Origin of the sequence: Bacillus sp. FSL P2-0099 (assembly GCF_038007445.1) — a bacterium.
Classification (GTDB): domain Bacteria; phylum Bacillota; class Bacilli; order Bacillales; family Bacillaceae_G; genus Bacillus_A; species Bacillus_A mycoides.
Window position 1 is genome coordinate 2,022,292 of record NZ_JBBOXE010000001.1, and the last position, 14,321, is coordinate 2,036,612.

Below are 14,321 nucleotides of genomic sequence, written 5' to 3' on the forward strand. Positions count from 1 at the left end.
TGTGTACAAAGTTGTATTTTTCGATGTTGATGGTACCCTTTTAAGTGAGATTGATAGAAGTATGCACGAAAGTACAAGAGAAGCGATACAAAGGTTAATAGATAAAGAAATTCACGTAGTTGTTACAACCGGGAGACCATATAGCTTATGTTCACAATTTAAAGAGCTGGGCATAAACACGTTTATTTCTGCAAATGGTGCACATATAAAATGTAGGGAAGAAGTTATACATAAATCGGTACTTTCAAGTGAAATTGTTCATGATATTTCAAATTTCGCTGAATTACATGGTCATAGTGTTTCTTATTTTACAGAAGAATTTGCTATGAATGGTGTTGCTTCGAAAGATGAACGTGTAATACGAGCACTAAACGAAACGTTAAATTTAGAGCAGTATCCTGACAAAGTTAGAAACTTATCAGAAGAGGTTTATTGTGTATGTCTGTATGCTGATGAATCAGAAACTCAAAAATTTTTGAAAAGATATCCAATGCTTACGTTTGAACGTTTTCATGGTTACGTTATGAATGTGTTGGAAGATAATAAAGTATCGAAACTAACTGCAATTCAAAAGGTATTGGAACATCTGAAAATTTGTAAATCAGACGCAATTGCTTTTGGTGACGGTGAAAATGATGTTGAGATGTTACAGTATGTAGGACTAGGAATTGCAATGGGGAATGGCGGAGAAGAGTTAAAAACAAGAGCAGATTTCGTTACAAAGAAATCAAGTGAAGGTGGCATTTCTTTTGCTTTAAAAGAGTTTGGGATTATTTAGAAATATTAGTTAGTCAGTGTGAAAAATCCTGTTTTAAAAACAGGATTTTTTTGTCTAACAATATTCTTGCAATAGAAGGAAGAATATGAGTATAATAAAAAGTAGTTAGGTAAGCTAATTAAATGAAAGAAAGGAGAGTGAAAATGAATGGATTCAAAAAAAGATGCTCTTCCTTTAGGGATTGAGCCTTATGCAGAGTTAATAAAAAAGACAGTATCAGCGGATACGGATCCAATCGCAGCAAAACTTGGTTTGTTAATGTTATGGACGTCTGATAATGTTCTAGATGCAGTTGACGTAGATTTAGCTCCGTTGGGTATTTCAGAAAGTAAATTAGATTTTTTACTGTTGTTTATTTTGCGTGAAATGGAATCGAATGGGGGAGAAGTGAACATGAGTCCTTCGGATATTGCGAGCCGATTAGGGATTACACGTGCTTCTGTCACTGGCTTATTAGATTGGATGGAGAAACGAGAGTTAATCGTAAGATTCAATCATTCTGAAGATCGAAGAAGATTAAAGGTGAAAATTACTCCGAAAGGAAAAGAACTAGTTGCGCATTCTTTACCGACTTTTTGGTCATCTTGCGCGTCGTTAGTTGATGACTTTAGTCAAGAAGAGCGTCAAACTTTAGAGAAGCTATTAAATAAAATGCAAGTAACTATGCAGAAGAAATTAGGAGAAGGCAGATAAAGAAGTTGATTGTGTGAGTCAACTTTTTTATTTAGACATATAATTAGGTTACCTTATTATATGTCTAGCTAATTTGATGAGGGGTGGTGATATGTCTTTTAACGTAAACAAATTAAGTAAGTGTTAAAGGAATGTCGTTTTGAGTAGTTTACTTTAGATGTTTTAAACCGATGGGGAAAATCATTGTAAGGGGGAGATTTTATGATGGAAATATCAAAAGAAGTAAATAGTGAAAGGAATTACACAATAATGACAGCGGTGTTATGTTGGGCAGGCATGGTAGTTATGTCCAGCCTATATGTGACGATTCCTTTAACCGCTCTATTTTCAGACCTTTTTAAGGTTTCATTAGCACAATCTGCGGCTACAGGCAGTATATTTTCTGTTGGCTTTGCTATAGGTTGTTTGTTATTTGGGGCAATCTCTGATAAATATGGGAGAAAAAAAGGGATCTTTATTGGACTGCTTGCACTGTCGATTGTTTCTTTTTTCTTAGGGATTGTGGATAGTTTATTTTGGCTTGTTATTCTTCGAGGGTTACAGGGGATAGCAGCAGCTACATTTTCTCCAGTAGCGTTAGCTTACGTTGTAGAAATGTTTCCAGTAGAAAAAAAGGTTACAACAATAGGATTTGTTAGTACCGGTTTTTTAGTAGCTGGAATTGCAGGGCAAGTAATAAGTACAGCTGTTAGTCAGCATTTTGGATGGCATATGGTGTTCTTTCTTCTTAGTATTGTCTATATCATTACTGCTGTATTGGTTCATTATTCTCTTCCGAAAGGGGAAACGTCTCAATCCAATACTGATATTTTGGGACCAATTAAACAGATGGGTAAAGTTTTTACACATAAAAGCTTAGTATTGAGCTATATGATTGCATTTGTTTTGTTAATGGCTTTTGTTAACATGTATACTGTTTTAGGGAATTATTTGAGCAGTCCTACTTACAATTTAACTTCAGAACAAATTCTTTATTTTCGCTTAGCGGGGCTATTTGGTATGTTGCTGTCACCACTTGCGGGTCGTTTAACAAAGAGATTCGGAGTAAGGCAAGTTCTTCAGGGCGGATTGTTGGTCGCTATTTTTAGTTTAAGTTCAATGGGCTTTATTTCGAACCTGCCGCTACTTGTAATGATGAGCATCTGTTTTGTAATAGGTATTGCTATATCCGTTCCATCGTTAGTTTCTCTTGTTGGCCAATTAGGAGGGGAAGCAAGGGGAATAGCAGTTTCTATTTATACATTTATTTTATTTTTAGGAACTAGTATAGGACCTATTATTTCTATTTATCTTATGAAAATAGGAGAATATGCTCAGACGTTTGTTTTATTAGGATTGATACTCTTTATTGGTTTTGTTTCCGCTCTTTTTATTCGAATAAAGGAATGCAAGGATTTTTAATATGCTCACATAATAAAATATGAATTTGCCCGCGATGATGATAAAAATGTGCAACGATTTCAAGCAACCATTCGAATCGAGAGTAAGAAATACCCCAATAAGCAGTCATAATTTCCGCTAATTCTTTATTGGAATAGGATAAAAAAGTTTTAGAAAGTAAATCGTACCCTTGTATCATCGTTTGCTGTATTTGAGTAATTGTTTCTGGTGTTTGTTCTATATAAAAGGTATGTAAGTCTTTTTCCGTAATACCATTTAATATGAGTAAATCAGCATGGAAAATAAGGGAAAGATGTGTGCACATTTCAAATAATGACCGCTTTGATTCAATCGGCTTTATTTTCAAATCACTTTCAGTATATTGGTTCAGTATTTGAATGGAAGTATCGATAGCAATTTTAACTTGATTCAATGCAGATGGAACAAACATTGTAATTATTCTCACCTCCGTATATAATAGTTTCTTAAGGGTATTATATCATACTCAAAATTCCGAAAATTCTAGTAGTTTGACTAGCATAGTGAAAAGTATTATATTGTAAAAGGTCATATGAAACGTGAAATAGAATGGAATGTAATTATTGAGTTAGGAGTTAGACCAATGAGCTTGAAATATGGAAGAGATACAATTGTTGAAGTTGACTTAAATGCGGTAAAACATAATGTAAAAGAATTTAAAAGACGTGTGAATGATGAAAATATTGCAATGATGGCTGCTGTAAAAGCGAATGGGTATGGTCATGGGGCAGTTGAAGTTGCGAAATCGGCTATTGAAGCAGGAATAAACCAACTTGCAGTTGCATTTGTAGATGAAGCGATTGAATTAAGAGAAGCTGGAATCACTGTACCTATTTTAATTTTAGGATATACACCAGTAGCAGCTGTAGAAGATGTAATTCAATATGACGTTATGATGACTGTTTATAGAGTAGAAGATTTACAAGGTATAGATGAAGTTGCAAACCATCTTCAAAAGAAAGTGCGAATTCATGTGAAAATTGATACAGGAATGAGCCGTATTGGTTTACAGGAAGAAGAAGTTAAACCGTTTTTTGAAGAGTTAAAACGTATGCGATATGTAGAAGTAGTAGGGATGTTTACACATTACTCTACCGCCGATGAAATAGATAAAACTTATACAAATATGCAAACAAGTTTGTTTGAGAAAGCTGTAAATACAGCGGAAGAATTAGGAATTCATTTTCCATATATTCATAGTTCAAACAGTGCAGGATCAATGGAACTTAGTAACACATTTCAAAATATGGTTCGTGTCGGTATTGGAATTTACGGTATGTATCCTTCAAGAGAAGTGGATCATACAGTTGCTTCCTTACAGCCAGCGTTGTCTTTAAAATCAAAAGTAGCTCATGTTAAACATGCGAAGAAAAATCGTGGTGTTAGCTATGGGAATACTTATGTAACAACGGGCGAAGAATGGATTGCAACTGTACCGATTGGTTATGCTGATGGTTATAATCGTCAGCTATCTAATAAAGGGCATGCACTAATAAACGGAGTACGAGTACCTGTAATTGGCCGTGTTTGTATGGATCAGCTTATGCTAGATGTTACAAATGCAATGCCAGTACAAGTAGGAGACGAAGTTGTATTCTACGGCAAACAAGGTGAAGAAGAGATTGCGGTGGAAGAAATAGCAGATATGTTAGGTACAATTAATTATGAAGTTACATGCATGTTGGATAGAAGAATTCCACGTGTTTATAAAAAAAATGATGAAACGACTGCGGTTGTAAATATATTAAGAAAAAAATAAGAAAAAACTGAATCGATATGATTCAGTTTTTTTATTTTTGACAAATGAAAAATGTTCTATTTATACCGTGTAGTTGTATATTGTTACATCCTACAGATTTTAAAGAGGTAATAATTTCGTCTCTAAAATAACATGCTTCCTCGATAGAAAAGTCACTCCTATTCCAACAATCTATAATAATCATACTTTGTCATAATTTCAAAACCACATTGTGTATATAGTTTTAAAGCATTGTTATTTTTCGTTTCGACGTCTAGTTCAATTGTTGAAACTCCTTCTGTAATAAGTGTATGTACCATATAACTAAGAATACCTTTACCATATCCTTTACCTTGATAAGAAGGATGAACTGCAAATCCTGATAGTGTAGTAGATTGCTCTTGCTCAGTAACTGTAATCGTTCCTATCACTTTTTCATCGATAAGAGCACTATAAACTTGATGGGAAGATGAATTCATCATCTTTTGTAACCATGTGGATGTATTTGCTGCCGAATCTCCAAAAGCTTCACTAGCGATTTCTATAAGATCAGGAAGTAATTCAGAAGATGCAACAGTAAGATTAATATTATTTTTCATTGTTTTTTGTGCTTCGTTTGTTTTGAACTCCATACCGTATTCACTGTATAAATAAGGAAAGTTCATTTGTTTTGCAAATGATTTCCCTGAAATAGAGTCACCATTAATTATAAGAAGGGCTTCATCTGCCTCTCTTTTTTGTATTTCTTTCATTGCGGTTTGTAAAAGAGTAGTGCCTATATGTTGTTTCCTATAGTTCGGATGAACAAACCCTATTAACTCCAGTTTTGTTGGTCTCTCAAAGTCATACATACTTAATGCGCCGATTAATTGAGTATCATCATAAAATAGAAAATCATTTACCACTTCTATATTACGGGCAGTTAAAAAGTTTATATGTAAATCTGACGAGTAATCAATTTGATCGTGTTGTCCGCAAATATGAGATAAATCTTTCATTTGCTGAATTTCGTTTGCTGTTAAAGATTTCTTTTGTTCAATATTCATTTCATAATCCCTCTCATTCGTATTTAAAAATAGGATGGATGACTTAGCCACTTGTCTAACTCCACACTGCCCTGAACAGATAATAACCGGTACAAATATCGATAGGGATGTCTACATTCTTCAAGACGAGGAATGGGCATAATGGTTTCGTAACCTTGTTTAAAAGCATGAGCCTCTTTTTCTGTAAGTACATATTCTAATCCAATAAAATCAAACTCTCGTGGAGCAATTGCATAAGCTTCTGTATCTACTAAACCAGTAATAGATTGATCATCTGATAAAAACTGGGTAGGATCCATATCAATTAAAACGAGTGTAGATTCCTTCGGTGACGGCAAGGAAGATAGCTGTGACTCAAAAGTATGAAATGCGTTTTGGATGCTCGCGTTATCGGAATAGAATCTATTTACAAGATCTTTACTGACTTTTAATATGTGAGATTTAAATTCTTCTAGTGGAATGTGGAAAGTATTTGATGGGTTTCCTATAAACTCTGCTTGAAACGAATGAATTTCTGCTAGTCCTTTTCCAAGGCTGAATAAAATAGAATCAGGTTGTCCGAAAAATGATTGCAGCGTATTTCCGGTTAGTTTTTCGACGATTACATACTCTCGCTCATTTAAAACATGTTTTTGCAAAATAGTCGGGATGGGCAAGGTAGTATGCTTTTTCAATAATGCGTGTATTGTTTCTAAATGATGTACATGCCTTGGATCAATTCCAAAAAGGTTTTTACATCCCCACCAAAAATCATTGTTGGGCTCTTCAGTCATTTTTGAGGAACGAACAATAACTTCTTCAGTTTCTGTTTTAACAAGAAACACGTCGCTTGCATGGTCTTCATAGCCCGGATGTAGTGCTTGAACAGATATAATAGGTGAAATGAATAGTTGTTGTAGCATGAAAGGACTCCTTATTCTGTAAATTCTATAAATTTATTATATAACAGAATATGTACCAAGTGGATAATAATGGGGACAACATAGAACTTAAATAAATTTATGGTGAGAAATCAGTGTGAAAATTATATTTTTCTAGTTTTGTATGAATTATCAAAATAATGTTTCTGATGATAAATCTGTAAAAATGCCTGAATGTAAATCCCGTATTTTTCAATAAATGAAGGGTTAAGTCTACTTTTATAAGAGTTATAATGTAGGTTATGAAAAATATTTCTCAATAATAAAATGAAGAGAAAAATATGAAGAAGTAGAATAGATTACTTAATAGTTTTAAATTAATTAATATGATTAACTATTGATTATATTAGATAGGAGAGAATATTATGGCAAATGTACTCGTAATAAATTTCCCTGGAGAAGGTCATATAAATCCGACTTTAGCTATTGTAAGTGAATTAATTCGGCGAGGGGAAACAGTTGTTTCGTATTGTATTGAAGATTATAGAAAGAAGATTGAAGCAACAGGTGCAGAATTCCGAGTGTTTGAGAATTTCCTCTCTCAAATTAATATTATGGAACGAGTAAATGAAGGTGGGAGTCCTTTGACGATGCTATCTCATATGATTGAAGCATCAGAGCGTATTGTTACTCAAATTGTAGAAGAAACAAAAGGGGAAAAGTACGATTACTTGATATACGATAATCATTTTCCAGTAGGACGTATTATAGCGAATGTTTTAAAATTACCTAGCGTTTCTTCTTGTACAACGTTTGCTTTTAATCAGTACATTACTTTTAATGATGAACAAGAATCGAGACAAGTAGATGAAACTAATCCATTATATCAATCTTGTTTAGCGGGAATGGAAAAATGGAATAGGCAGTATGGAATGAAATGTATTAATATGTATGATATTATGAATCATCCTGGTGATATTACTATTGTATATACTTCAAAGGAATATCAGCCGCGTTCAGATGTATTCGATGAATCGTATAAGTTTGTCGGTCCATCAATTGCTACTCGAAAAGAAGTAGATAGCTTTCCTATGGAAGATTTAAAAGATAAACAATTGATTTTCATTTCTATGGGAACAGTTTTTAATGAACAACCTGAGTTATATGAAAAATGTTTTGAAGCGTTTAAAGATGTAGAAGCGACAGTCGTATTAGTTGTTGGTAAGAAGATAAATATAAGTCAATTTGAAAACATTCCGAATAACTTTAAGTTGTATAATTATGTGCCGCAATTAGAAGTATTACAGTACGCTGATGTATTCGTGACACACGGTGGTATGAATAGTTCGAGTGAAGCACTATATTACGGTGTCCCGTTAGTTGTAATTCCGGTAACAGGAGATCAGCCTTTAGTTGCGAAACGAGTGAGTGAAGTAGGAGCTGGAATAAGGCTTAATCGTAAAGAATTAACTTCTGAATTGTTACGTGAGACTGTAAAGAAAGTAATGTATGATGTAACGTTTAAGGAAAATAGTCGTAAAGTTGGAGAGTCACTTCGAAATGCTGGTGGGTATAATAGAGCAGTTGATGAAATATTTAAAATGAAAGTGAATTCATACTTAAAACTTAAATAAATGTTTGGAGCACACTTACTGAAATACGTAAGTGTGTTTTTATAAATAAATCACATAAAAAATCACTATAAAGGTGAAACTTTTGTGTATATAAACTGATATCTTTGAATTAGTAGTAAAATTACGTTAAAATAATACTAAGAAAATATATATGTTTTGGGGGTAATGAATGAAAAGAGTATTTGAATACGTATTATTAACAATTGGATCGATTATTGTAGCGGGTTCATTAGAGCTTATTTTAGCACCTAATGGATTAGTAGATGGCGGGGTAACGGCCATTGCTATTATGGCAAATAAAGTTGCTGGATTACCGCTTTATGGAGTATTTTTAGGACTTAATATCCCAATTTTACTATTTACTGCAAAAGTAATGGGTAAGAAGTTCTTTATCCGTACGTCTTATGCAAATGTTGTTACAACACTTGGATTGATTTATTTAAAGCCATTTCCAGCAATTACAACTTCGGAATTATTAATTGTACTTTATGGAGGAGTTCTTTTTGGTGTTGGTGTTGGGATTGTTGTAAAAATGGGTGGAGCAATTGATGGGTCAGAAATGTTAGCTGTTTGGATGAACAAGCATTTTAAAGTACCAATTAGTACATTTTTACTTGCTGTAAATGCGGTTATTTTCATTTTTGTTGCCATTTTATTTTCAATCGAACAAGCGATGTTCTCATTAGCTATTTTCTATATTGTTACGAAAATGATTGATTTCATATTAGATGGTATTAATCAAGGAAAGAGCGTTATGATTATTTCTGGGAAAAATAAAGAAATAGGCGATTTGCTTATGAAAGAATTGCAATTATCCGTTACGTATCTACATGGAGAAGGTGGTTTTTTAGGAGAGCACAAGAAAATCATTTATTGTATTACAAACCGTTTCATTTATCCAAAAATGAAAGATCTCGTTCTCTCTGTAGATCCAACCGCTATAATTGAAGCTTCCTATTCAACAGAAACAACTGGTGTTAAGCGTCCAGGAAGGACTGCTCGATCAGGAGACGTATCAGAAAAATAGTGTGTAAAATAACTCCACATAAGTATAACTTATGTGGAGTTATTTTACTTAGGGAACCAGGCTTCCTTTAGTAATTTGACTACAATTTCGATACTATCTTCGGGAATGCTGCCGAAACCGAGTAGTACATATGACGCCTCGCTTAAATTATGTACAGAATCATATGTAGAGAGTGGGTATAATTTGATTTGTTGTTTTGCAGCAGTATGAATCAGTTCTTGTTCGTTCATACCATTATGAACATGAAGTACGATATGCAGTCCAGACTGTTCGCCAAGTATTTGAACACGAGATCCCATGTCATTTTTGATAGATTTAACTAGTAATGTGTGCTTTCTTTTATATAACGTACGACTACGGTTCAAATGGCGCTCCCAATCACCATTGTGAATAAAGGTTGCAAAGGCAAGTTGCTGCAGGGTAGAAACAGTTTGTTTAAACATGCCCCCAAGCGCTTTATAGATTTTTAAAAGATGAGGTGGTAAAACGATATACCCCATTCGCAAAGAAGGTAAAAAGGATTTCGAGAAAGTTCCCATATAAATAACGCGTTCATTTGAATCTAGTCCCTGTAAAGAGGGGATAGGTTTTCCTATATAACGAAATTCCCCGTCATAATCATCTTCAATAATATATCCTTCGCAATCATTGGCCCATCTTAATAATTCGAGCCTTCTAGATAATGGCATAATCATTCCAAGAGGAAATTGGTGTGATGGAGTGACGTATGCTACATTGGAACGTGATTCACGTAAAGCTGAAATACGAATCCCTTTATCGTCTAATGAAATAGGGTGAACAGGAAGACCAGAACTTTGAATCATGGCAGTTATACGGTGAAATCCAGGGTTTTCGATTCCATATTCTTTTTTTGAACCAAGCAGTTGAAGTAGTAGCCAAAGAAGAGGCTGCGTACCGGCTCCGATAATAATTTGATCAGGTGAAGAATGTACCCCGCGGGCATGGTATAAATATTTTGAAATATGCTCTCGTAAAACGAACTCACCTTGAGGATCTTCTCTAGCAAATAATTCATTTTCATACTGGAATAAAGTTTCTTGTAATGCTCTTTTCCAGTTTGTAATTGGAAAAGCTTTTTGATCAATCAGCCCTTGGCTACAATCATAGTCATATTGTTCTTTTTTTATATTGTTAGCGCTGTTTGACACAACTTGTTGTTTATTTTGAATGACATCAATATCAACTTCTGCAACAAAAATCCCGCGTTTCGGTTTACTTTCTACATAACCTTCAGCTAGTAATTGTTGATAAGCAGATTCAACAGTAATACGACTAACATTAAGTTGTATCGCTAAATTTCTGTGAGAAGGAAGGCGTGTACCAGTAGGTAGTAAGCCCTGAGAAATTTCTCGTTTCATATATTCGTAAATTTGTAAGTAAATTGGTGTTTTACTTTCAAGTTGTAATGGGATAGTAAGATCCATTTTAAGAATTCTCCTTTAAAAACTGGCCATATAAAAAATAATCGAACTGTCACTTAAGTTAAGGGCAGTTACTTTTTATAATGATGATATAACATTTAGAAAATTTAATAAATAGAAAGGGGAGAATTATAATGAGTATTAGAGAAGTAGTAACAGAATCTGATTTATATGATGTATTCCCTGTATTACAGCAATTACGAACAAAAATTTCAAGAGAAGAAGCAAGTTCTTTATTTCAAAAAATGAAAAAAGAAAATTATAAACTACTCTCGTTACAGAATGAAGATGACGAAGTTGTTAGTCTAGCTGGTGTAGCGATTTGTACGAATTTTTATAATGAGAAACATGTTTTCGTATATGATCTTGTAACTGCAGAAGCTCACAGATCAAAAGGATATGGTAAGGTTCTGCTGTCATATGTAGAAAAATGGGGGGAAGAAAAAGGGTGCAGTTCTATCGTTCTTACATCAGCGTTTCCAAGAGTTGATGCACATCGTTTTTATGAAAGAGAAGGCTATGATAAGGTAAGCTATTCTTTTTATAAAGAATTATAATAGTAAGGGGGTTCTATGTGTGAGAGCATATGGAACCCCTTTTAATTTAGAATTGAAGAATGAGGAGGGGTAATTACTTATTTTGTCGAATAGTCTCTTTATAATTGAGACGATAATATGGAATTAAAAGAAGGTTAGGAGAGTTTATACTTGGAAAAAATTCAGAAACTATTAATCCCAAAAGGTGTAAGAGTTATCGTAATATCTGATATTCATGGCGAATTAAATCTTTTAAAGGAATTATTACATAAAGTTAATTTTAAAGATGATGATTATTTAATTATAAATGGAGACCTTTGTGAGAAGGGGAACGATAGCATTGGCGTCGTAAACTATGTGATGGATTTAGTAGTTAGCAAGCCAAATGTTTATGTAATTGAAGGGAATTGTGAAGTTGTAGTTGAAGCGCTTGTAAATGAAAATCCTGCGCTAATAAATTATTTATGTACGAGAAAAAATACAATTTTTAATGAATGGCTAGGGCAATTGAACGTTACAGTTAATGAAGAAAGTGATATTTGTGAAGTGAAAAACATATTGATGAGCTATTTTTCAAAAGAAATAAAGTGGCTAACAGAATTGCCGACAGCGATTGAAACAGAAGATTATATCTTTGTACATGCTGGTCTTGAAGATAGAGAGAATTGGAGACAAACAGACAGGAAAAATGCAATTGCAATGCCGGAGTTTTTTAATAAGTCACATAGAGCGGATAAGTACGTAATTGTTGGACATTGGCCTGTTGTGAACTATTCCGAAGAGGCGCCGTCTAACAATCCAGTTATTGATAAGGAGAAAAAAATTATTGCGATTGATGGTGGTAATGCGATTAAAGAAGCAGGGCAATTAAATGCATTTATTATTCAGAGGACAACTTCAGGTGATACGTTTTCTTATACATTTGTAGATCATTTTCCACAGTATGAAGTATTGGCCGATTTTAATGCGAATTCAGTAATGCAGGGCTGGGTTACATATCCACATTATTACATAGAACCTGTGGAGAGAATGAAAGGTTTTACCGTATGTAAACAACTAGGAACAAATGAATTACTTCATGTGAAAAACGAGTATATAAAGCAACTTGAATCAGGTGAGTATACAGTGAAAACGGATATTTCTTGTGCGCAAATCAGTATTAGAAAAGGGGATACAGTTTCTTTAATTGATGGTAGCTGCATGGGATATGATTTAATTAAAAAAGATGGTGTAGAAGGCTGGATAGAGAAAGGAATTCTACTTGAGGTAGAAAAGAAGGGAAATGCAATATTTAGCTAAAATGGGAGGGATATAACCTCCTATTTTTTTATTAACTATGCTACGAGTTCGTACTTCATCTAATTTTTCCGAAATTCCGTTTCTAGATTAAACTCGAAAAAATTGGTTAATTTACATAAATAATTCGTATTTTATAACAAAATTATACAATATAGAGTATAGTTTTGTTTTGATTTTTCAGAAAAAACATTATAATTATATATGAAATAAAGAGAGATGTAGGAGGAAATTATGCAAAACGTTATATTAAAGGGGAACAAAGTTACAATTCGTACAATTGAGGAATCAGATATAAAAACATTATGGAGTATTGTATATAAAGAAGAAAACCCAGAATGGAAGAAATGGGATGCACCATACTTTCCAATATCAATGCAAGAATACACGCCATATAAAGAAAATTCACAAAAACGTTTAATAGAAGAGCCGCTATCGAATTTAATTGTCGAAAATGACGGTCAAATTATAGGGACAGTCGGATTTTATTGGGAGCATAAACCGACGCGTTGGTTAGAAATGGGAATCGTAATTTATGACCCAGCATACTGGAACGGTGGATATGGTACAGAAGCATTAACATTATATAGGGACTTACTATTTGAAAATATGGAGATTGGTAGAGTAGGGCTTACAACTTGGTCTGGCAATGAAAGAATGATGAAAGTAGCAGAGAAAATAGGAATGAGCTTAGAAGGAAGAATGCGAAAATGCCGATATTATAACGGGACATACTATGATTCTATTCGAATGGGAATGATTCGTGAAGAATGGGAAGTGCTATGTGTAACGAAGGGGTGAGGAAGCATGTACGCTATTATTGCTACATTTGATTGTGTGTTCACTAATAAAATTAGAGAATTGCAAAATGAATTAACAAATATAATTGGAATAAATCAACTAGCTGGAGTAGAACCACATATTACATTGGCTGATTATAATGAGTTAGATGTTAATTTATACACGAAGAAATTAGAGGAGTTTGTAGTTTTTCAAGAGAACATCTCCGCTGTAACTTTTCCTTCAGTTGGAACTTTTCCTACTAACGGAACGATCTTTCTAGCACCAACCATTACTGATGAGTTATTAAGACTTCATCATTCTTATCATGATTATTTCAAAGTTTTTCATGATAATCTACAGTCATATTACGTACCAGGAAAATGGGTTCCACATTGCACGATTGCTAATGGGTTAAATTCAAATCAATTTTTAAGTGTAATGGAATATATATATGAAAAGTTTGATGTTACACTAGCTTCGATTGAGAAGTTAAAATTAATTAAGGTAAATTATGAAGATGGTTTTGCCGTTTCTTCTAGTATTTTAGCAGAGTGTAATTTAAAGAGAATGGAGACATCGAGATGACATATGTAATTAGAGAAATGAAGCAAGAAGATATTCATGCTGTACAAAACGTAGCGAAAATAGCTTGGCATGATACTTACGAAGGAATTATTCCGGGAGAGATTCAAGACAACTTTTTAAATGAAGCGTATTCCGATGAAAAAATGAAATATCGCCTTGAAAATACACATTTATTTGTTGCGGAAGAAGAGGGAGAAGTAATTGGCTTTGCAAATTTTTCACCAATTAGACTGCAAAACGAAGCAGAATTAGGTGCAATTTATTTGTTGCCAGATCAGCAAGGGAAAGGGATAGGGACAGCTTTGTTACAAAAAGGGATCACGACGTTAAAAGGGATTCGAAAAATGTACATTCATGTAGAAGCGGAAAATGAAAAAGGAAAACGATTTTATGAAGCAAAAGGTTTTGCGGCTTTAGAGCAATTTGAAGAAGATTTCGAAGGACATATGCTGCAAACAGTGAGAATGGTTTTATACATATAAGG

The 14,321-nt window shown here is 33.7% G+C and carries 15 protein-coding genes and 1 pseudogene; 11 read left to right on the top strand and 5 right to left on the bottom strand.

Annotation, left to right across the window (positions count from 1 at the left end):
• The first annotated feature begins 1 nt into the window (after position 1).
• The 3 genes from MKY90_RS10320 to MKY90_RS10330 all read left to right on the top strand — a co-directional run bounded on the left by MKY90_RS10320 (position 2) and on the right by MKY90_RS10330 (position 2,872).
• Positions 2–778 carry a Cof-type HAD-IIB family hydrolase gene (locus MKY90_RS10320; RefSeq protein WP_341091261.1) on the top strand — a complete coding sequence of 259 codons (777 nt, stop codon included), beginning with the start codon at positions 2–4 and terminating at the stop codon, positions 776–778.
• 147 nt (positions 779–925) lie between these two features.
• Positions 926–1,471: a MarR family winged helix-turn-helix transcriptional regulator gene (locus MKY90_RS10325; protein WP_002135878.1), complete on the top strand. Its 546-nt coding sequence runs from the start codon at positions 926–928 to the stop codon at positions 1,469–1,471.
• A 204-nt stretch (positions 1,472–1,675) separates the two neighbouring features.
• Positions 1,676–2,872 carry an MFS transporter gene (locus MKY90_RS10330; protein ID WP_341093233.1) on the top strand — a complete coding sequence of 399 codons (1,197 nt, stop codon included), beginning with the start codon at positions 1,676–1,678 and terminating at the stop codon, positions 2,870–2,872.
• On the opposite strand, the gene MKY90_RS10335 is transcribed toward MKY90_RS10330, so the two are convergent.
• Complete coding sequence (locus MKY90_RS10335) at positions 2,841–3,302, bottom strand: DinB family protein (protein ID WP_098168033.1); 462 nt, start codon at positions 3,300–3,302, stop codon at positions 2,841–2,843. The genes MKY90_RS10330 and MKY90_RS10335 overlap by 32 nt on opposite strands.
• A 171-nt stretch (positions 3,303–3,473) precedes the next feature.
• Between MKY90_RS10335 and alr the strand changes: the two genes are divergently transcribed.
• Positions 3,474–4,649, top strand: coding sequence for an alanine racemase (alr, locus tag MKY90_RS10340; RefSeq protein WP_016126812.1), 1,176 nt, complete (start codon positions 3,474–3,476; stop codon positions 4,647–4,649).
• 31 nt (positions 4,650–4,680) lie between these two features.
• Here the strand turns inward: alr and MKY90_RS30400 are convergent.
• The 3 genes and pseudogenes from MKY90_RS30400 to MKY90_RS10350 all read right to left on the bottom strand — a co-directional run.
• Positions 4,681–4,815 (bottom strand): annotated as a pseudogene (locus MKY90_RS30400) (class I SAM-dependent methyltransferase); the annotation flags it as partial.
• On the bottom strand, positions 4,808–5,674 hold the full coding sequence (locus MKY90_RS10345) for a GNAT family N-acetyltransferase (protein WP_016126813.1): 867 nt from the start codon (positions 5,672–5,674) through the stop codon (positions 4,808–4,810). The gene MKY90_RS10345 and the pseudogene MKY90_RS30400, both read right to left, overlap by 8 nt.
• 23 nt (positions 5,675–5,697) lie before the next feature.
• Entirely contained in the window at positions 5,698–6,576 is an 879-nt protein-coding gene (locus tag MKY90_RS10350; protein WP_098168032.1) for a phosphotransferase, read from the bottom strand.
• A gap of 383 nt (positions 6,577–6,959) precedes the next feature.
• Here MKY90_RS10350 and MKY90_RS10355 point away from each other — a divergent pair, with 383 nt between their 5' ends.
• Positions 6,960–8,168, top strand: coding sequence for a macrolide family glycosyltransferase (locus MKY90_RS10355; protein ID WP_002141425.1), 1,209 nt, complete (start codon positions 6,960–6,962; stop codon positions 8,166–8,168).
• A gap of 169 nt (positions 8,169–8,337) precedes the next feature.
• Entirely contained in the window at positions 8,338–9,195 is an 858-nt protein-coding gene (locus MKY90_RS10360; protein WP_002012482.1) for a YitT family protein, read from the top strand.
• A 44-nt stretch (positions 9,196–9,239) separates the two neighbouring features.
• Here MKY90_RS10360 and pdxR read toward each other — a convergent pair whose 3' ends face one another.
• Positions 9,240–10,640 carry a MocR-like pyridoxine biosynthesis transcription factor PdxR gene (pdxR, locus tag MKY90_RS10365; RefSeq protein ID WP_341091267.1) on the bottom strand — a complete coding sequence of 467 codons (1,401 nt, stop codon included), beginning with the start codon at positions 10,638–10,640 and terminating at the stop codon, positions 9,240–9,242.
• A gap of 131 nt (positions 10,641–10,771) precedes the next feature.
• Here pdxR and MKY90_RS10370 point away from each other — a divergent pair, with 131 nt between their 5' ends.
• From MKY90_RS10370 to MKY90_RS10390, 5 genes are all read left to right on the top strand, one after another.
• Complete coding sequence (locus MKY90_RS10370) at positions 10,772–11,194, top strand: GNAT family N-acetyltransferase (RefSeq protein ID WP_098168030.1); 423 nt, start codon at positions 10,772–10,774, stop codon at positions 11,192–11,194.
• A 150-nt stretch (positions 11,195–11,344) separates the two neighbouring features.
• Positions 11,345–12,472 (top strand): metallophosphoesterase, encoded by a 1,128-nt coding sequence (locus MKY90_RS10375; RefSeq protein WP_215598819.1) that lies wholly within the window; start codon positions 11,345–11,347, stop codon positions 12,470–12,472.
• A gap of 231 nt (positions 12,473–12,703) precedes the next feature.
• The gene (locus MKY90_RS10380) at positions 12,704–13,270 is read left to right on the top strand and encodes a GNAT family N-acetyltransferase (protein WP_061675480.1); all 567 of its coding nucleotides are present in this window, start codon (positions 12,704–12,706) and stop codon (positions 13,268–13,270) included.
• 6 nt (positions 13,271–13,276) lie between these two features.
• Positions 13,277–13,837, top strand: a complete 561-nt coding sequence (locus tag MKY90_RS10385; protein WP_061675481.1) for a 2'-5' RNA ligase family protein — start codon at positions 13,277–13,279, stop codon at positions 13,835–13,837.
• Positions 13,834–14,319, top strand: a complete 486-nt coding sequence (locus tag MKY90_RS10390; protein WP_002127033.1) for a GNAT family N-acetyltransferase — start codon at positions 13,834–13,836, stop codon at positions 14,317–14,319. Before MKY90_RS10385 ends, MKY90_RS10390 begins: the two co-directional genes overlap by 4 nt.
• Positions 14,320–14,321 lie beyond the last annotated feature (2 nt).